This is a genomic window from Pseudomonas urmiensis, from assembly GCF_014268815.2.
In the GTDB taxonomy this organism is placed as follows: Bacteria; Pseudomonadota; Gammaproteobacteria; order Pseudomonadales; family Pseudomonadaceae; genus Aquipseudomonas; species Aquipseudomonas urmiensis.
This window is the reverse complement of record NZ_JABWRE020000001.1, coordinates 433,214-450,654: the sequence shown is the minus strand read 5'-3', so window position 1 is coordinate 450,654 and position 17,441 is coordinate 433,214. Positions and strand designations below refer to the sequence as shown.

Genomic DNA, 17,441 nt, shown 5'->3' with positions numbered 1-17,441 from the left:
GACTACCAGCCAACCTTGCGCTGCCCTACCCTCTCGGTTGGTCCCAACCATTGCAGGGCGCGCAAGATTGGCGTCAGGGCAGCATCGTTTTGTAGCTTAAAGTCGACCTTGGCGCGCCGTGCCGACAGGTCGGCATCCAGCTCCAACTGATGCTGTCCTGGCTGATTCAATTGTCCGAACAGATGCCAGCCGCTGCTGCAGTCCATCTGCATTGATCCACGCCCAAGGCCAAGCGACCACGGCTCGACCAGCGCCAGATCCTCGATAGATATTTGCCCATCAGCCCCGCTGCAGCGTGCGCCCGCCCCCCGCATGCGCAACGTACCTTGCCATTGCCCCGCCAATCGGTAACCGGTCGCCACCCTGACCTGGCCAGACAACGCTTGCAGTTCTGCCTGCCAATTCCATGGCCACCCCGACAATCGTGCTTGCCAGCCCTGCCCCTGAAACCCCAGGTGCACTTGCGTTTGCAAGGGCCACGCAGTGATTTCCCAGCGCAATGGCCCCACCGGCCCCCACTGCACCGCCTGGCCGCGCCAGAGGCTGCCGCTGACCCCACTGATCGCCAGCCCTTGAGTGAGCCAACGGGCCGGCAGTTCGGCCAGCAGCGTGACGCTGAAAACCAGTAACAGCCATACAGCCCCATGCCACCTCACGGCTGCACCTGCACAGCGAAACGTAGCCCTTGGTCCCCCTGCTCCAACGCCCATTGCAGTGGCTGAGCGCCCTCCGCCTGCAATGCCAGCAACCACTGCTGCAAGGTTTTTTCATCGCTCACCTGACCGCGCAACTGCCAACCCCCTTCATTGGAGTCGATCTCCAGCAGGCTGATCTGCCGCGCCTGGGCTGACTGGCGCAGGCGCTCAAGCCCCATTGGCGGAGCATCGCGCAGGCTCGCCGCCGACTCGGCCAACGCCTGCCACTGGGCCAGTTCACGCCACTGTGCCAGCCCTTCGCGCACCGCCAGCGACAGCACCAGCATTGCGATCAGCGCCCATGCCAAGGGCATGCGGTAGTGCTGCAACAGCTCACGATTCATCACACCGCTCCCAGATCGAAGACCACGCGCCACTGCGCCGCCTGCCCGGCATCGCTCACCTCGACCTGGGCGCCAGCCTGATTGGCCATGTCCTGCCAGGCAGGTGCAGGGCCCTCGCCGTCCAAGTGCACATGCCAACGCTGTCCATCGAAGCGCACCGCTTGCAAACGCCAACCAGGGTGCTGCTCCAGCCACGCCTGCAATTGCCCTTGCAGCCCATCGAGCTTGCGCAGGCGCAACTGCCGTTCACTCGCAGCGTCCCGCAAGCGTTTGAGCGCCACGCTCGCCTGACGCAACGAGGCCTGCTCGCCCGTTACTGCCAGTACCTGCTGGCGATAGAGCTGGGCCTGGCGCCATTGCTGGCTCAGCCACAAGCCCGCCCAGGCCGTGGCCAGAATCAGGCAAGCCGCCACCAAGCGCAGGTGCCCGCGCGGCAGGCTCAAGCGCGCATGGACGCGGCGCTGTTCGAACAGGCTGGGCAGGCTGTCCAGCGCTACCAATTGCGCCGGCCAACGCCCCTCGATGCAATCGATTCGCAGCGTTGCCCAGGGCACCGCCGGGGGATCGCCGAGCCCCCGCGGCCACGACAGCCAATGCTCGCGACCATCACTGGCAACACCTTTGTATAAATCCTCATGCTCATGCGGCCATCTCCAGCCAGCCCCGGGGGCCGAGGCCGGTAACAGCTGCAGTTGTGCCCAGCAGCGTTCAATCGAAAGCCCCCAGTCGGCGCACTGTTTGCGCCAGCCATCGAGCTGCGCACGCTCCACCAGCGCCAGGCGCAACTGTCCAGGCAGGCGTTCGATACAGGCAAACAGCAGCTGATCGCTGGCTTGCAGCAGCCGGTCTTCCAGCAGCAACGGCCACTCGTCACGCTTGAGCCCCGGGGGGGCTGGCAGTTGGAAATGGCTGCACAGCTGGCCAGGAATGATCAGCGCCACCCGTGCATCGAGATCATTGGGCGGCTCGCCCTGCCCTTCTCGGCTCGGCACGCCGCGCTCAACCAATAGCCAGTCCCACGGCTGCGCGGCAGCACCCGGTCGCAGCAACAGCCACGCCCGGCGAGGGCCACGGCGACGCCACTTAAGTTTCATCCGGCCTCCGTTCATGACAGCCCATGTGGCAATGCAAAGGTGCAGACATAAGGTGCTCCATCACGCTGCAATTGCACGCGCACGCCACGACCGGGGTGCGCGGGTTGATCCGAGGGCCAGGCCAGCCAGCGGCCACCCTGGTGGTAAAGCACCTGCCATGCGCTGACCCGCTCCAACCGCTCGCGGACCACCCAGTGCGGCTCACCTGCGGCGTACAGGTCCGCCGAGGTTTCCAGCAGCAGGCGCTGCTCACGTGGATCAAAGCGCAGGCGCTGGCGTTGCAGGCGCGAGCCGCCCTCGGCTTGCGGCCAGGCCGCGACAGCCACCCACAGCAGCTGGTTGTTCTGCGCCTGCCAGTCGAGCCAGCGCGTGGCCAACGGCAAGCGCTGCTCGTAGACCCGGCGCAGCACCGGGCTATCGAAACGCCGCTCCAGGGCCAGGCAGAACTCCAGCACACCGGCATTGGCGGCGGGTGACGCGAGCCGCTCGCGCACCTTCAGCCAGCCGTTGACCAAGGCCGCAAGCATGATGCCGAGCACTGCGGTCAAGGCCAGCGCAACCATCAGTTCGATCAAGGTCAGGCCTGCTTGCTGACGCTTCATGGGCGCTCCAGAAATACGCTGTACTGGCCTAGCGGCAGGCGCTGATCGCGGTCGGCGAACAGCTGCAGATCACCTCGGCGCAGGTCGCGCACGCCGGTCCTGCGCAATTGCAGTTGCCAATGGCAGGCTTGGCCGCCTTGATTCAGCACACCGCTGTTGTGGTTGGCGGCTGGCCAATACTGCTCGACGGCAAAGCGTGCTTGCAGCTCGCGGGCACAGAGCAGGCCCAGCCGGTGCTGTTGGACGCTGTCCTGTACCGCCAGCCGTTGGCGCAAAACCTGGCTGGCGATCACCGCCAGCACGGCGGCGATCGCCAGGGCCACAGTCACTTCCAACAAGGTAAAGCCACGCTGGCCACGTTTCATGGCGACGAAGCCGTGCGCAGTTGTCCGGCGCGATCCCACTGCCAGCGCTGGCTGCCCTGCGGCCACTGCCACAGCACGGCACCAGGGCGTGCCCAGCCCTCGGGGGTGAAGATCAACTGCGGCGTGCGACTGGCTGGCCAATCGGGGCGCAGGCCCTTGGGCCAGTCGCCCAGGCGCGCTGGCTCCAGCACCCAGCCCTCCTTCTCGCGCCGAACCAACTCCGGGCGCTGGCCATTCCAGCGCAGCCCACGCAGTTGCCCGGCATGCCGAGCCAGCGCGCCCTGCTCGCGAACGTGCCCGGCCAGTCGATCCAGGGCCTGCTCGACGCTGCTGTTGCCACTGTCGAGCCAGGCCACACTCAGGCCCGTCATCAAGCCAGCGATGGCCAGCACCACCAACAGCTCGATCAGGCTGAAGCCACGCTGGCCGCTCACCCTTCACAGCTCCCAGTTGCCCAGGTCGGCATCGAGCTCTTCGCCACCCGGCACGCCGTCGGCGCCCAGCGAGTAGACATCGACCCGACCATGTTCACCGGGCATGCGGTACTGGTATGGCGTACCCCACGGGTCCTCTGGCAGACGGCGAATGTAGCCATCGCTGCGCCAGGCACGCGGCAGCGGCTCCTGGGTAGGTTTGTTCACCAGTGCGGCCAGGCCTTGCTCGCTGCTGGGAAAACGCAGGTTGTCCAGCCGATACATATCCAGCGCCTGCTCCAGGGTGGCAAGGTCGGCCAAGACCTTCTGGCGCATGGCCTTGTCCTGGTTGCCCAGCACACTGGGCGCGACCACGGCGATCAGCAGGCCGATGATGAAGATCACCACCATGATTTCCATCAGGGTGAAACCCCGCTGGCGGGTACGTCGATGTCGCATGTTGGTGCTCCTTGTCATAGTTGCAGGCCTTGGTTCAGTTGCATGATCGGCAGCAGCACGGCCAGCACGATGAACAGCACCACCGCGCCCATCACCAGGATCATCAGCGGCTCGAACAGCGCCATGGCGGTGTCCACCTGGCGGGCGAAACCGCGCTCCTGGTCATCGGCCACCCGTTCGAGCATGTCAGCCAAAGTGCCGCTGGCCTCGCCACTGCCGACCATGTTCACCAGCAGCGGTGGAAATTGTTGGCTGGCATCCAGCGCCCTATGCAGGCTGGTGCCGCCCTGGACCTGCTGGCGCACCTGCTCCATGGCCAGGCGAATGCGTCGGTTACCGACGGTTTCGGTGGCCACCTGCAACGCTTCGAGCAGGGCCAGGCCACTGCTGCAGAGGATCGCCAGACTGCGCGCCAGGCGGGCGCTTTCCAGCACCTGCAACAGGCCGCCAACACGCGGCAGGCGCAGCAGTAGCTCGTCGCGGCGCAGGCACCAGTGCGGTTTGCGCAGCAACCAGCTGCCGAGCAATGCCAGCAAGAGTGCTGCGCACAACAGCCACGGCCCGGCACTGACCAGGCCCTGGCTGATGCCAATCAGCAATGAAGTGACCCAGGGCAAGCTCTGCCCGGAATGGGCGAACTGCTCAGTAAGCTTGGGCACCACGAACGTCATCAGGCCGACCACCACCGCCAGCGACACGCCCATCAACACGCTGGGGTAGATCAAGGCGGTGCGTGCCTTGTGTTGCTGGCGCTGCACTTGCTCTAGGTGATCGGCCAGGCGCGTCAGCACCTGGGCCAAACGCCCCGAGCGCTCGCCCGCTTCGACCAACGCGCAATACAGGCCGGTGAATGGCGCGCCTTGCCGGGCGAGGCTGCGTGCCAGGCCCAAGCCCTCGGCCAGCGCGCCGCGTACCGACACCAACACTGCCTGCAGGGCGGGTTGGCGCAGCTGCCGCTCAAGGGTGGCCAAAGCATCGACCAGGGCAATACCGGCGCCGGTGAGGGTCGCCAATTGGCGAGTCAATTCGCACAACTGCGCGCGATTCAACCGCTGGCGACGCGGTTGCGCCGCGGCGCTGCCCTGGCGCTTGAGCTGCCGGGCGAACAGCCCCTGCTCACGCAACAACTGCCGCGCATGGCGCTCGCTGTCGGCCTGCAGCGTAGCGCTGTGGCTTTTGCCGGCCAAATCGACTGCCTGATAGCGATAGGTCGGCATAGGCTAGCCCTGTACCACACGCAGTACTTCGGCAAGGCTGGTCTGGCCTCGGCGCAGGCAATCGCTGGCCATGCTCACCAGGCTCTGGCGGCGCTCGGCCAGATAGTCCTGCATGGCCAGTTCGCTGGCGCCGTCGTAGAGCAGCGCGACCAGGCCTGGGTCCAGTTCGATGAATTCATAAAGGCCCAATCGCCCGTTGTAGCCACTGCCTTGGCAATCGTCGCAGCCGACCGCATGAAAGGTGCCGCCCAGCGACCCCAACTCTGGCCATAGCCTGCGTTCAGCCGCCTGCAACGGCTGCTCTACCGCGCAATGACACAGCCGCCGCACCAGGCGCTGGGCCAGCACGCCGCGCAGGCACGAGGCAATCAAGAACGGCTCGATACCCATGTCGCGCAAACGCGTCACCGCGCCCACAGCGCTGTTGGTGTGCAGGGTCGACAGCACCAGGTGCCCGGTGAGGCTGGCCTGCACGGCGATCTGCGCGGTTTCCTGATCGCGGATCTCGCCGAGCATGATCACGTCCGGGTCCTGGCGCAGAATCGCCCGCAGGCCGCTGGCGAAGGTCAGGCCGGCACGGGGGTTGATTGCGGTCTGGCCAATGCCGGCGATGGCGTACTCCACCGGGTCTTCAACGGTGAGGATATTGCGGCTGCCATCGTTGAGGCTGTTGAGGCTGGCGTAGAGCGTGGTGGTCTTGCCAGAACCGGTGGGGCCAGTGCTCAGGACAATACCGTTGGGCCTGGCCAGGCAGCTGCGCAAACCCTCCAGCACAGAGTCAGGCATGCCTAGGTTATCCAGCGCCAAGAGGCTGGCCTGCTTGTCCAGCACCCGCATCACCACCCGTTCGCCATGGATCCCGGGCAATGTCGACACCCGCACATCCACTTCCCGGCCGGCGGCGCGCAAGGTGATTCGGCCATCCTGCGGCTGACGCTTCTCGGCGATGTCCAGCCGCGCCATGACCTTGATCCGCGACACCAGCATCGCCGACAGCGCCCGCGGTGGGCGCAGCACTTCGCGCAGGTGACCATCGACACGCAGGCGCACCACCAGGCTCTGCTCGAAGGTCTCGATATGAATGTCGGAAGCGCGCAGGCGCAGGGCCTGGCCGAACAGGCCGTTGATCAGGCGAATCACGGGCGCTTCGTCGTCGCTTTCGAGCAAGTCCTCGATGCGCGGCATTTCGCTCATCAGGCTGTCCAGGTCGACCTGCTCGCCGATGCCTTCGATCAGCGCCGCGGTGCTGGCACTACCCGCTTCGTAAAGTTGGCCCAGCCGGGCATCGAAGGCTGCTGTGTCCAGGTACTCAAGGCTCGCTGGCTGACCATGGACGCGCAGCAGTTCCTGCAACTGATCGCTGTCGGCGTCTGGCCGCAGCCACAGCTGCCAGCCCTCGGCAAGCGGCGCCATCGCCAGGCCAGTCTGGCGCGCCAGACGATAAGGCAGCATCACCAGTCGCCCCCTTCCAGGCGCGCCCGGCTGGCGGGGAACACCTTGAGCAGCGGCGTGCCCTCGGCCAGCTCCGGCAGTTGCAACGGCGTGGTCTGTTGCAGGGTGCGGTATTTGTCCTGGCTCAGCCCGGCCAGGCTCGGCCCATCACGCAGGATGCGCGGGCGAATGAACACCATCAGGTTCTGCTTGGTGTTCTTGCTCGCGTCGGAACGGAACAACCGACCCAGCCCTGGGATGTCGCCCAAAAACGGCACGCGCTGATTGCTGGTGCTGAGTTCGTCGCTGATCAAGCCGCCGAGGATCACCAGGCCGTTGTCCTCGACCATGACCTTGGTCTTGATCTCGCGCTTATTGGTGATGACATCGCTGGCGCTGGTGGTGTCGGCAATCGACGAGACTTCCTGAACGATATCCAGGCGCACGCTGTTGTCGATGTTCACCTGCGGCTTGATGCGCAGCTTGACCCCGACCTCCTTGCGCTCGATGGTCTGGTAGGGGTTGGCGTTGTTCTGGGTGACCGAGCCTGTGACGAAGGGTACTTCCTGGCCGACCAGGATCGACGCCTCGGCGTTGTCCAGGGTCAGCAGGGTCGGCGTCGACAGCAGGTTGAAGCCGCTCTTGCCCTTGAGCGCATTGATCAGCATGGCGAAGTTGAAGCCACCCCCGAAGTGGCCGATGCCTGCAGTGACACCGGTGGTGCTCGACAGCAGGTCGCCCAAGGCTTCGTTGTCGCCGCTGGCGGCAGCCCCAGCGATGCTGGCGATGTTCACGCCATTGCTGCCGAAGTTGACGATACCGGCACCGAACTTCTCGTCGGCGAACAACCATTGCACGCCCAGCTCCTGGGCCTGGCTGTCGGAGACCTCGGCGATGATCGCCTCGACCACCACTTGCGCGCGACGGATGTCGAGCTGCTCGACGATGCTGCGATAGGCCGCCAGTTCGCTGTCCGGGCCAACCATGACCACGGCATTGGTGCCTTCTTCGTATTCCAGGCGAATGCCAGACTCGCTGGCCATCGCCACCGGGCGGTCCTTGCCCTCAGCGTCGCCTTCGGCCGGCACGCTGCCTTCCTGGCTGAGGCCGCGCAGCACCTTGACCACTTCGCTGGCGTTGGCGTGACGTAGGTAGATCACTTGGGTGTTGCTGTTGTGCTGAGTGTCGCTGGGGCGGTCGAGCTGGGCCAGCAAGGCCCTTACCCGCTCGCGGCTGTCGGCGCTGCCACGCACCAGCAACGCATTACTGCGCGGATCAGCCACCACCTGGGCAGTGTCGCCGGCCTGCTGGTTGGCCAGCAAGCGGGTGACCAGCTGGGCGGTGTCGGCGGCGCTGGCATGCTGCAGCTTCATCACCTGCAGCGGCTCGTCACTGACCTGATCGAGCTGGCGCAACAGGCTGTCTATGCGCTCAAGGTTGCTGCGCCAGTCGGTAACCACCAACAGGTTGGCTGCCGGATACGGAGTGATCACGCCCACACGCGGGTCGATCAGCGGCTTGAGGATACCCAGCATCTGTTCGCTGGCGGCATTGCGTACGTTGAACACGCGGGTGGCAACCCCGTCGCTGCCCTCGGCTTTCTTGCCACCGCCCTCGACCGGCACCGGTTCCAGGCGTGCAGCCTGGTCGGGGACGATCTTCACGCTGCCATTGGGCAAGTCGACCGCGGCGTAGCCCTGGGCGCGCAGCTGGGCGAGGAAGATGTCGTAGATGGCCTCGGCGTCATGCCGATCGACGGTACGCACCGTGACCTTGCCCTTGACCCGCGGATCGACGATGAAGGTGGTGCCGGTGATGCGCGAGACGCTGTCGATGAACTCGCCCAGGTCGGTATCGACGAAGTTCACCTCATAGATCGGCGTGCCGCTGTCGTCGAATGTTTCCGGCTCTTCGGCCCAGGCCAATGACAGGCTCAGGCTGAGCACTCCGGCCACGCAGTATCTTGCAAACATCGCTCATCCTTGCCGCTTGAAGCCGGTCACGGCAGGCCGTGGCGGCCAGGGCAGGCGCTCGCGCCGCCCCTGGTTGTTGAAAATCAGGCCATCGGCGTCGATGTCCTGCAGGACGATGCCGGGTGCCAGGCGTTGGCCACGCACCAGGCTGCGGGTCTGTTGGCCATAGCGCAGCACCACCACGGTCGCCGAAAGCGGCTTGGCCTTGAGCCCGCCGAGGTACTGCAGCGGCAGGCGAGTCAGCGGGATCAGGCCGTCGTCGGCAGGCGCCTGCCAATGACCGACCAGCAAGCCGGGCAAGGGCAGCTCAGCGAGCGAAGGCGCGCGGGCAGGCAGCGGCTCACGGCTGAGCTGCAGCACGCATTGGCCAGCCAGCCAACCGGCCAGGGTCAGCAGTGCTACGCCGACTAAACGACTGGGTGTGCTCAAGAGAGCAACTGCCGTGGATGCCAACCCGGATGGCCCTGCACGTAGCGCACCTGCGGCAGTTGCAGCGCTGCCAGTTGCCAATCGCCCGACTGGCGCGCCAGCCAGGCTTCAACCCGCTGCCAGAGTGGCTCACCGGCCTGCGGGTCGAATTGCAAACCAAAGGTGCGGCACAGCCCCTGCACCGGTTCGAGGCCGGCGATGCGTTTGCCTTGCGGGCTATAGCTAACCTGCCAGGCCTGGCTTTGCCAGCGCGGTAAGTCCTGGCTGTTGTCCAGCAGCAGCGGATCGCCGAACAGCTGCTCGGCGGCGTTCTCCAGTACCTGCTCGACCTGCCGGGCAGGCGCCTCGACCACTGGCGCGGGGTAGCCGCCCGTGAGGCTGATCAAGTGTTCACGCGTGATCGAATCACCCGCGGTCAAAGGGTAGTCGTAACGCAGTCCCGGCAGCAGCACCGGCATGCTGCTGTCATCAGCCAGGGCCTGGTGCAGCAAACGGTCCCAGCTGCCGCCACGGGTGTCGCGCCGCCACAGTGCTTGTGGAGCGCGGGCCAAAGGTTGGTCGAGCCAGGCGGCGTGGCCGGCACGTTGTTGGCGCAGCACACTGCGCAGTTGGCTGGCGCGGGCCTGAGCGACTGGCGTCAGGTGATGTTCGAAGGCAGCAAAGTAGCGCGCCTCGAAACGCCACTGGCCGGCCACTTGCTGACAGCGCAGGCGGAACGCGCCGCTGCCACGGCAGCCGGCGAACAGCACTGGAACCCGACGACCGCTCGCTTGGCTCACCTCGACCGGCGCTGGCCACAAGTCCTGGCCGCGCGCACACAGCAGCACGTCGACTTCATTGAGGCGTTCGGCCAACCACAGCCCTGGCCCGGTGCCGACATCGGCCAGCGCCACCACCAGGTCAGCCTCGCGGCGCGCTTGCTGGAAGATTGGCTGCAGCGATTGGTACCACTGTTTGAGCGAAGCTTTCTGATCCTGGGCGTACGGGTCGGTGACACCCACCACGGCAATTCGCGCACCGCCACGTTCGAAAATCCGCAGGGGCTCGATGCCAAGCGACGTGGCCTGATCGCTGGCCAGTCCAGCCCCCAGGGTAATAGAGGAAGACTGGCGATAAAGTCCGGCGCAGCGTTGCGGCCAGAGCACTCGTTCATCGCTGCTGACGCGCACTTCACTGGCAAGCAGTTGGCTGCCTTGCACGCCGCTCTCGCCTTGAGTCAGGTAGGCCAAGCCGCTGCCATTCCAGCCCTGACCGTTTTCCAAGGTCAGGCAATTACTGGCTCCGGCTTCGCTGCGCAATTGCTCAAGCAACGCGGCCAGCACCGCATAGCCACCCAATTGCGCACTGCCTGCCTGACTGGCATCGAGCAAGGGCGCAAGCTCAGGGTAGGCGGCGGTGGCACTGCTGCCAGTCATCCACGGCGCCCGCCCCAGATGGCTCACCGGCCCAAGTCGGGTGGCAGGTACCACGGGCATACCAGGCTGGCGGGCATCGAGAGTGTCGGCGACGTAGAGTAGATCGACCGCCGCACTGCCACCACGCTGGCCAGGGAGCGCAGAGCAGGCGCCGAGCAGCGGTGCCAGCGCACCGACACCCATCCAGCTGATTACTTCGCGTCTGCCCACACTACTAGCCATCAGGCCCGCATCCTTTCCGAGTTCACTTAGGGACCCGGATATTGAGGCGCTCACATGACAGTTTAATGGCAGATATCCGACAGCAATCGCGGAATGTTCTTTCAAGACAGGTTGCTAAGAACTGCTAGTTTTAAGCGGACCTTAATATTTCTGCCAAGGAATCATCACACTTGCGCACTAAAGTCGCGGTTTCTTTCAACTCAGCCACTATAAGGACACCCTGATGAGTCGAGACACCGGCGACAACCTAGACCGCAATCTAAGCGGCAACCTGCCAATGGCCAGCGTCATGGACGCCTACCTGAGCCGTCGCACCGTGATGCGCGGCAGCCTTGGCGCCGCGATCGCGATGATCGCCGGGACCGGCCTGACCGGCTGCTTCGACGGCGGTGGCGGTTCGGATGACGACGATTCGGCTCCAACCACCCCGGAAACGCCGAAACTCAAGCTAGGCTTCAACTCCATCGCAGGCTCGCGTACCGACGCCTGCGTGGTCGCCGCCGGCTACAGCGCCTATGTCCTGGCGCCATGGGGCACGCCGCTGAACAGCAATGGCAACCCGTGGAAATCCGACGGCAGCAACAGCTCGACCGACCAGGCCAACGCCATGGGCATGCACCACGACGGCATGCACTTCTTCCCTATCAACGGCAGCTCCGATGACGGCTTGCTGGCGATCAACTTCGAGTACATCGACGCCCAAGCCTTGCATCCGGCAGGGCCCACCACCGATGGCAGCGGCAAGCGCCCGGTCGAAGAAGCGCGCAAGGAAATCAACGCCCACGGCGCTGGCGTGGTTCGCCTGAGCAAGGTCAACGGCCGCTGGCAGGTGGTCGACAACGACCCGCTCAATCGCCGCTTCACCACCGTTTCGCTGATGGACATCGCCGGCCCCCTGCGCGGCACCGACCACGTCAAGACCAAGTTCTCCCCGGCCGGCACCCAGTGCCGCGGCACCAACAACAACTGCGGCAATGGCTACACGCCGTGGGGCACCTACCTGACTTGCGAGGAGAACTGGCCGGGCATCTTCGTCAACAAAGGCACCCGTCCAGCCGACCAGTCGCGTATCGGCGTGGGTACTTCCAGCGGCCAGTACAAGTGGGAAACCTGCGCAGGTGACCCAAGCGAGGTGGACGACGAGTTCGCCCGCTTCGACGTTACCCCGACCGGCGCCAGCGCCACCGACGACTTCCGCAACGAAGCCAGCACCTACGGCTACATCGTCGAGATCGATCCGTACAACGCCAGCACCCTGGCGGTCAAACGCACCGCCCTGGGTCGCTTCCGCCACGAGGGCTGCTGCCCGGGCCTGCCGGTGGCGGGCAAGCCGCTGGTCTGGTACACCGGTGACGACTCCAACAACGAGTACCTGTACAAGTTCGTCTCCGATGCCGTGTGGGACCCAGCAGACGCCACTCCAGCCGACCGCCTGGCCACCGGCGCCAAGTACATGGACCAAGGCAAGCTGTATGTCGCCCGCTTCAATGCCGACGGCAGCGGTAACTGGCTGCTGCTCGACGTCGCCACCGCTACCACCGCTGGCAGCACCCTCGGTGCGTTGTACGGTGACTTGCCGGGGATCATCTTGCACACCCGTGGCGCCGCCGATGCCGTCGGTGCCACGCCGATGGACCGCCCCGAGTGGACTGCCGTCAACCCACTCAACGGCGACGTCTACCTGACCCTGACCAACAACAGCTCGCGTACCCCGGAAAAAGTCGATGCGGCCAACCCACGTGGGCCGAACCGCCATGGCCACATCATTCGCTGGCACGACAGCGATGATCACGCCAGCTTCAACTGGGACATCTTCGTATTCGGCGCCAACGCCGCCGGCACCGCCGACATCAACCGCTCAGGCCTGACCGAACTGAACCAGTTCGCCAGCCCCGACGGCATGAGCTTCGATAGCCGTGGGGTGTTGTGGTTCGAGACCGACAACGGTGAGTCGACCTTGACCAGCTACACCAACGACCAACTGCTGGCGGTGATTCCGACCGATCTGGTGGATGCTGCCGGCAAGCAGATTCCGGTCAACGCGCAGAACCAGGTGGACCTGCGGCGCTTCTTCGTCGGCCCCAACGGCTGCGAGGTCACCGGGATAGCCTTTGCCCCGGACAACAAGTCGATGTTCGTCAACATCCAGCACCCGGAGAACTGGCCGTTCAACGATGTGGCGACCGACGCCGCGCCGGCCGGAACTACCGTGCGACCACGGGCTTCGACGGTGGTGATTCAGCGTAATGATGGCGGCGAGATCGGCACCGCCTGATGGATTTTCGGGGGCCGCTCTGCGGCCCTCGACTACTTGCTATCACCACGGCAAAGGCTCACGGCTGCGCACTCGCACCTGCTGCGCCGGTACTCGTGCGTGCCACTGCACCACCCCCAACGCCTCCACCTGAAACTGACTGCGCAACTTCAGCCCCTCCTCCTCGAACGACAGCTGCAACAGGTAATGCCCACTGTTGAGCAGCAACCCCTCGCTCAAGCGCTCGAACGTTTCGTCATCCACTGCCCCCAACGCCTGGCGCAACGCCGCCGCATCCACATACCCCGCCGCTGGACGCCCCGTGACGATGCGGCTCAGCAACGAGCGCGAATAACGCCCCTCATACAACGCCTCCAGCAGGGGCAGGTGTTCCAGGCCAAGTGCGTTGGCATTGAGCCGCCAGCCGCTGGTCTGCGCCAGTGCACAGAGCATCGCGTAATGGCCCTGGCGCTGCGCGTCGGGGGCCAGCAATAGATTCAGCTCGCTGCTGTCGACCATCGGCTGGTTAGCCGCCAGGCGCGCGGGTTGCTGACGTAGATACTGGGCACTCTCCGCACCTTGCAGGCGTGCGTCACTGTCAGCATCGATCCAGTCAGCCAGCGCGTGCACCAGGCGCTCGGCGGCCATGTCATCGCCCAGCAGCAGACGCAACTGACGCTCAGCCCGCTCGCCGTCCTCGCCCAACAGCGCATTGACGTTGAAGCAGGTGTGCTGATCACGCACGCGCAGCTGCGCCTTGCCTGCGCCAAAGTCATAGTCCAGCGGCTGGCCGCGCAAGGCTTGCCAGAACAATGGGCTGGCCCGCCAGGCAGGATCGCGCAGCGCCTGTTCGGCATAGGCTAGCCCGGCCTGCTCCATGGCTCGCGCTTGCACCCGCTGCTGTAACAGGCGCACTTCATCCACCTGCCGACGTCCGCTTTCCACCAGCCAGGTCAGACCCGCAGCGATCATCGCCAGCGCGACCATCACCATCAACAACGCAGCACCTTGCTGGTGTTTGCCACCCATCCTCGCCCTCCTTTTTCCAACCGGCAAAGAGGCCAGTCAACACCGCGCTTGTTTCAGGCAGATGGCAATGCCTGACAGTAATCACCGCGTCATCTAGGCAAGGCAGGATTGCTGCTCTTTTGATGACCTTACAGGAGTGTTCTGACATGGGTGGTATCGGAATCTGGCAATTGGTGATCGTGCTGTTGATTGTCTTCCTGCTGTTTGGCACCAAGCGTCTGAAAGGCCTGGGCAGCGATGTTGGCGAGGCGATCCAGGGTTTTCGCAAGTCCATGGGCGGTGACAGTGAAGCCAGCCCAAGCAACCCGCAGGTGCAACAACAAACACCGCTGAACGGCCAGACCGTGCAGCAAACGCAAGCGGATCGTCAGGCCTGATGTTCGAGATCGGCTTTACCGAAATGATTCTGGTCGGGGTCGTCGCCCTGCTGGTGCTCGGCCCCGAGCGCCTGCCGGTGGCGGCGCGCGCCGTTGGCCGTGGGTTAGGCCAAGCACGACGGGCGATGCATGCGCTGCGCACCCAGGTGGAGCGGGAAATCGACCTGCCGGCGCTGGACGCCGCACCGCTGCAGCGGCTGGAACAGGAGATTCGCCAGGGCATCCGCCTGGAGGGAGAACCGGCCAATGACGCCGCAGCGCCAGTACCTGCCAAGGAGAACGTCTCATGAGCATTGCCATGCAACAGCAAGGGCGGATGCCGTTGACCGAACACCTGAGGGATCTGCGCAAGCGCCTGATGCGCTCGTTGTTGGTGATCGCGCTGCTGTTCGGCGCGTTGTTCCCGTTCGCCCAAACCCTCTACACGCTGATCTCCGAACCGTTGCGCCGTTATCTGCCGGAAGGCACCAGCATGATCGCCACCAGCGTCACCTCGCCATTCTTGACCCCGTTCAAGTTGACCGCGATGTGCGCGCTGTTCCTGGCCATGCCGTTGTTGTTGCACCAGGCCTGGGGGTTCATTGCCCCGGGGCTGTACCGCCGCGAACGGCGCATTGCCCTGCCGCTGCTGGTATCGAGCATCGTGCTGTTCTATGGCGGGATGGCCTTTGCGTTCTTCCTGGTGTTTCCGATGATGTTCGGCTTCTTCGCCAGCGTTACCCCCGATGGGGTGGCGATGATGACCGATATCGGCCTGTATCTGGACTTCATCATGGCGCTGTTCCTCGCCTTCGGCCTGGCGTTCGAGATACCGGTGGCGACGTTCATCGTGGTCTGGGCGGGGCTGACCGATGTCGCCACGCTGCGCCGTAGTCGGCCCTATGTGATCGTCGGCTGCTTCGTGGTGGGGATGATTCTGACACCGCCTGATGTGTTTTCTCAGACGATGCTGGCAGTGCCGATGTGGGTGTTGTTCGAGCTGGGGCTTGTGGCGTGCGCACTGGTGCATAGGCCTCGTAGTGATGGTTGAAAGCACTGGGCAAGCCGGTAATCCCTGACAGGATGGGGCTTACCGGCTAGAATTAGCTTGCTTCAAATGCTCCACATAATGATGAAAATCATACCAACACTGTAAGCAGAATCTGACTTCGTTGCAGGGTCGTTATTTCCATATTTATCTACCGCACCTGAGCAACCAATCTGGGCGTCCCAAACATCGGTTGAGGACGTCTTGTGAAAAAGCTTACTGATAATGCCCCCCAGCAACTAAAACCAATGCCTCGGTTTGGAGCAGGCCTTGGCGATTCTGCGGAGAGTCATGGCCACGAGTCCATCGCTCACGTACTGAACCTTTCGGGTTTCAATGCCGTTGAAGTCAAACAAATCTATTTCGGCAACTGGCTGCGCGACCACTCACAGCTAATCGACCCCAAAACTGTTCGCCCGCCGTACGCGCCAAGGAACTTTCCGAAGAAAATCTCCAGAGAAGTGCTTACTCAGTTTGTCGATCTGTTAGCACTAAAAGAATTCAACCTTCTGCAGATGACCGACGAGGGCCGCGCTGCCTACACTGTTACCCCAGAGATACTCGGCGTCTACCGCCCATCAGAACATATCGACAACCCCACCAACTTGAACGAAGACGCAATCGATCCACAGACGATCGATGAGGACTTTGAACCCTTGGTACGGCCCGGTGACAGGCTGACCACCGTCCATTACGCACGCTCCATGACATTGCATATAAAGGAAGCCGAACGCTACATGCGCAGAAAACTGCGCGCGGCTATGCGAGCAGGCAAGACCCCCACAGGCATGCGCTACTTTGGTGAAGCCTTGCACGTGCTTGAAGATTTCTTTGCTCACTCCAACTTCGTAGAGCTCAGCCTGCGCAAGGTCGGCTACACCGATGTATTGGCCTGGACCACCGAGAAACCATGCAAACATCGCTGGCCGGTCGTGACCGGTCTGTTCAGCGGTTCGGACATCATCGCCAGCGTCGCCGAGCCCTTGGCCAAAATGCTGTTTCCAGTACCCGGTCATGTATTCAAACCCACTGTTCCCGGAGAACGAAGTGATGGCGAACAAGCGTTGCTGATTCTTCTCAAAGAAGAACCCGAGGCTAGAGAGGTACTCGTAAAAGCACTCGAAGTGCGAGATGAGCTAGCTAAAAGCTCGACATTCCAGACGGTCGAGTATCTGGACTGGCTAGCCGGCACCCCTCTTCGAATTCTGCGAAATCACACCAACGGCCTTATGCAAACGGTAGTGGAGTGGGCAGGTGATCAAATCGACGACCTGCAAACGTACTGGGGCGACGACCCCAATACTCATTCGCATGTAAGTGCTACCCACTCACAGCTGGCTAAAGATCACGGCACCCACCCCTTCCATGTGATAGCACAATTGCTGGCTCGGCATGCCGTCTTTGAGGTGGGTAAGTCGATGCACAAATACTGGGAGGGGGACGGTGAGCAAGACCCCGTCGAAGTGGCGAGCAGCTATCTACGGCATCCGAAGGATCTCAACTGGCAGGACCCAATCGTGGAACACTGGGCCGACAGAAACCCGGAAAAAATCGAGGAAGGCACCGAACTCAGTCGTCATATCAAGCGCTATGAGGAATACCAAGCAGCCGCTCGGAAACGCTTGGAGGAACTGGAGATACGCGAACCTCTGGATCTGATCGGCGTGGGAGAGAATCTGAGCGGCTCGGGCTTTGGCTTATGACCGCTTTGAATTGAGCAATCAGTGACGCAATAGGTGAGCGTTCGCTCCCCATTGCATCACTGAGTTGATCAGTACCTCTGTCAGATATCCACCAGACGCCAGACCTCATAGGCTGGCGTCTCATACGGATGACTCGTTTTGAGGGCAGCGACGACCTGAGCAATCAGCTCATCCGCCACTACCAGCTCGACCTTCCACTCCTCCACCACTTCGACCTGCCCGGTTTGCCCGAGGTACGGCTGGCTGCCGTCCAACGGGCGAAACTGGCCTTGGCCGAGGGTCTGCCAAGCGCAGTGGTCATAGGCGCCGATGCGTCCACCACCCGCGGCGAACACAGCGGCCTTGACCACTTCGACATGGCTCGCCGGGACGAAGAAGGCGAGCTTGTACAC

At 63.7% G+C, this 17,441-nt stretch carries 19 protein-coding genes; 5 read left to right on the top strand and 14 right to left on the bottom strand.

From position 1 onward, the window contains the following. Positions 1 to 2: 2 nt before the first annotated feature. Genes HU737_RS01995 through HU737_RS01940 form a run of 12 tightly spaced genes read right to left on the bottom strand, consistent with a single transcriptional unit; the run spans position 3 to position 10,659 of the window. Positions 3 to 656 (bottom strand): general secretion pathway protein GspN, encoded by a 654-nt coding sequence (locus HU737_RS01995; protein ID WP_186556384.1) that lies wholly within the window; start codon positions 654 to 656, stop codon positions 3 to 5. After that, positions 653 to 1,039, bottom strand: a complete 387-nt coding sequence (gspM, locus tag HU737_RS01990; RefSeq protein WP_186556385.1) for a type II secretion system protein GspM — start codon at positions 1,037 to 1,039, stop codon at positions 653 to 655. The genes HU737_RS01995 and gspM overlap by 4 nt, the downstream gene beginning before the upstream one ends. After that, positions 1,039 to 2,133 carry a GspL/Epsl periplasmic domain-containing protein gene (locus HU737_RS01985; RefSeq protein ID WP_186556386.1) on the bottom strand — a complete coding sequence of 365 codons (1,095 nt, stop codon included), beginning with the start codon at positions 2,131 to 2,133 and terminating at the stop codon, positions 1,039 to 1,041. Before HU737_RS01985 ends, gspM begins: the two co-directional genes overlap by 1 nt. Positions 2,134 to 2,144: 11 nt before the next feature. Beyond that, positions 2,145 to 2,735 carry a type II secretion system protein gene (locus HU737_RS01980; RefSeq protein ID WP_186556387.1) on the bottom strand — a complete coding sequence of 197 codons (591 nt, stop codon included), beginning with the start codon at positions 2,733 to 2,735 and terminating at the stop codon, positions 2,145 to 2,147. Continuing rightward, on the bottom strand, positions 2,732 to 3,100 hold the full coding sequence (locus HU737_RS01975) for a type II secretion system protein GspI (RefSeq protein ID WP_186556388.1): 369 nt from the start codon (positions 3,098 to 3,100) through the stop codon (positions 2,732 to 2,734). The genes HU737_RS01980 and HU737_RS01975 overlap by 4 nt, the downstream gene beginning before the upstream one ends. Then, positions 3,097 to 3,534: a type II secretion system minor pseudopilin GspH gene (gene gspH / locus HU737_RS01970; protein WP_186556389.1), complete on the bottom strand. Its 438-nt coding sequence runs from the start codon at positions 3,532 to 3,534 to the stop codon at positions 3,097 to 3,099. The genes HU737_RS01975 and gspH overlap by 4 nt, the downstream gene beginning before the upstream one ends. A 3-nt stretch (positions 3,535 to 3,537) precedes the next feature. Next, a complete protein-coding gene (gspG, locus tag HU737_RS01965; RefSeq protein ID WP_186556390.1) occupies positions 3,538 to 3,972 on the bottom strand; it encodes a type II secretion system major pseudopilin GspG in 435 nt (144 codons plus the stop codon). 14 nt (positions 3,973 to 3,986) lie between these two features. Beyond that, on the bottom strand, positions 3,987 to 5,189 hold the full coding sequence (gene gspF, locus HU737_RS01960) for a type II secretion system inner membrane protein GspF (protein WP_186556391.1): 1,203 nt from the start codon (positions 5,187 to 5,189) through the stop codon (positions 3,987 to 3,989). 3 nt (positions 5,190 to 5,192) lie between these two features. Next, on the bottom strand, positions 5,193 to 6,641 hold the full coding sequence (locus tag HU737_RS01955) for a GspE/PulE family protein (protein WP_186556392.1): 1,449 nt from the start codon (positions 6,639 to 6,641) through the stop codon (positions 5,193 to 5,195). Then, positions 6,641 to 8,575 carry a type II secretion system secretin GspD gene (gene gspD / locus HU737_RS01950; RefSeq protein WP_405130137.1) on the bottom strand — a complete coding sequence of 645 codons (1,935 nt, stop codon included), beginning with the start codon at positions 8,573 to 8,575 and terminating at the stop codon, positions 6,641 to 6,643. The genes HU737_RS01955 and gspD overlap by 1 nt, the downstream gene beginning before the upstream one ends. A 21-nt stretch (positions 8,576 to 8,596) precedes the next feature. Beyond that, positions 8,597 to 9,022 carry a pilus assembly protein PilZ gene (locus HU737_RS01945; protein ID WP_186556394.1) on the bottom strand — a complete coding sequence of 142 codons (426 nt, stop codon included), beginning with the start codon at positions 9,020 to 9,022 and terminating at the stop codon, positions 8,597 to 8,599. Beyond that, a complete protein-coding gene (locus HU737_RS01940) occupies positions 9,019 to 10,659 on the bottom strand; it encodes a bifunctional UDP-sugar hydrolase/5'-nucleotidase (RefSeq protein ID WP_186556395.1) in 1,641 nt (546 codons plus the stop codon). Before HU737_RS01940 ends, HU737_RS01945 begins: the two co-directional genes overlap by 4 nt. Positions 10,660 to 10,882: 223 nt before the next feature. Here HU737_RS01940 and HU737_RS01935 point away from each other — a divergent pair, with 223 nt between their 5' ends. Continuing rightward, the gene (locus tag HU737_RS01935) at positions 10,883 to 12,934 is read left to right on the top strand and encodes a PhoX family protein (RefSeq protein ID WP_186556396.1); all 2,052 of its coding nucleotides are present in this window, start codon (positions 10,883 to 10,885) and stop codon (positions 12,932 to 12,934) included. 42 nt (positions 12,935 to 12,976) lie between these two features. Here HU737_RS01935 and gspK read toward each other — a convergent pair whose 3' ends face one another. After that, on the bottom strand, positions 12,977 to 13,942 hold the full coding sequence (gene gspK / locus HU737_RS01930; protein WP_186556397.1) for a type II secretion system minor pseudopilin GspK: 966 nt from the start codon (positions 13,940 to 13,942) through the stop codon (positions 12,977 to 12,979). Between the two features lie 146 nt (positions 13,943 to 14,088). On the opposite strand from gspK, the gene tatA reads away from it, so the two are divergent. The 4 genes from tatA to HU737_RS01910 all read left to right on the top strand — a co-directional run bounded on the left by tatA (position 14,089) and on the right by HU737_RS01910 (position 17,049). Further along, entirely contained in the window at positions 14,089 to 14,319 is a 231-nt protein-coding gene (gene tatA, locus HU737_RS01925) for a twin-arginine translocase TatA/TatE family subunit (RefSeq protein ID WP_186556398.1), read from the top strand. Beyond that, positions 14,319 to 14,609 (top strand): Sec-independent protein translocase protein TatB, encoded by a 291-nt coding sequence (tatB, locus tag HU737_RS01920; protein ID WP_186556399.1) that lies wholly within the window; start codon positions 14,319 to 14,321, stop codon positions 14,607 to 14,609. Before tatA ends, tatB begins: the two co-directional genes overlap by 1 nt. Further along, the gene (gene tatC, locus HU737_RS01915) at positions 14,606 to 15,349 is read left to right on the top strand and encodes a twin-arginine translocase subunit TatC (protein WP_186556400.1); all 744 of its coding nucleotides are present in this window, start codon (positions 14,606 to 14,608) and stop codon (positions 15,347 to 15,349) included. The genes tatB and tatC overlap by 4 nt, the downstream gene beginning before the upstream one ends. Before the next feature lie 203 nt (positions 15,350 to 15,552). Then, on the top strand, positions 15,553 to 17,049 hold the full coding sequence (locus HU737_RS01910) for an HET-C-related protein (RefSeq protein WP_186556401.1): 1,497 nt from the start codon (positions 15,553 to 15,555) through the stop codon (positions 17,047 to 17,049). Positions 17,050 to 17,129: 80 nt separating this feature from the next. Here the strand turns inward: HU737_RS01910 and HU737_RS01905 are convergent, their stop codons facing one another. Further along, a complete protein-coding gene (locus tag HU737_RS01905) occupies positions 17,130 to 17,441 on the bottom strand; it encodes a YqfO family protein (RefSeq protein WP_186556402.1) in 312 nt (103 codons plus the stop codon).

Bases quoted from the DNA above. Each gene is read 5' to 3' on its own strand.
- HU737_RS01985 (WP_186556386.1), bottom strand. From the start codon at position 2,133: ATGAAACTTAAGTGGCGTCGCCGTGGCCCTCGCCGGGCGTGGCTGTTG.
- gspG (WP_186556390.1), bottom strand. From the start codon at position 3,972: ATGCGACATCGACGTACCCGCCAGCGGGGTTTCACCCTGATGGAAATC.
- HU737_RS01975 (WP_186556388.1), bottom strand. From the start codon at position 3,100: ATGAAACGTGGCCAGCGTGGCTTTACCTTGTTGGAAGTGACTGTGGCC.
- HU737_RS01980 (WP_186556387.1), bottom strand. From the start codon at position 2,735: ATGAAGCGTCAGCAAGCAGGCCTGACCTTGATCGAACTGATGGTTGCG.
- gspK (WP_186556397.1), bottom strand. From the start codon at position 13,942: ATGGGTGGCAAACACCAGCAAGGTGCTGCGTTGTTGATGGTGATGGTC.
- HU737_RS01940 (WP_186556395.1), bottom strand. From the start codon at position 10,659: ATGGCTAGTAGTGTGGGCAGACGCGAAGTAATCAGCTGGATGGGTGTC.
- gspM (WP_186556385.1), bottom strand. From the start codon at position 1,039: ATGAATCGTGAGCTGTTGCAGCACTACCGCATGCCCTTGGCATGGGCG.
- tatB (WP_186556399.1), top strand. From the start codon at position 14,319: ATGTTCGAGATCGGCTTTACCGAAATGATTCTGGTCGGGGTCGTCGCC.
- gspF (WP_186556391.1), bottom strand. From the start codon at position 5,189: ATGCCGACCTATCGCTATCAGGCAGTCGATTTGGCCGGCAAAAGCCAC.
- HU737_RS01955 (WP_186556392.1), bottom strand. From the start codon at position 6,641: ATGCTGCCTTATCGTCTGGCGCGCCAGACTGGCCTGGCGATGGCGCCG.
- tatC (WP_186556400.1), top strand. From the start codon at position 14,606: ATGAGCATTGCCATGCAACAGCAAGGGCGGATGCCGTTGACCGAACAC.
- tatA (WP_186556398.1), top strand. From the start codon at position 14,089: ATGGGTGGTATCGGAATCTGGCAATTGGTGATCGTGCTGTTGATTGTC.
- HU737_RS01935 (WP_186556396.1), top strand. From the start codon at position 10,883: ATGAGTCGAGACACCGGCGACAACCTAGACCGCAATCTAAGCGGCAAC.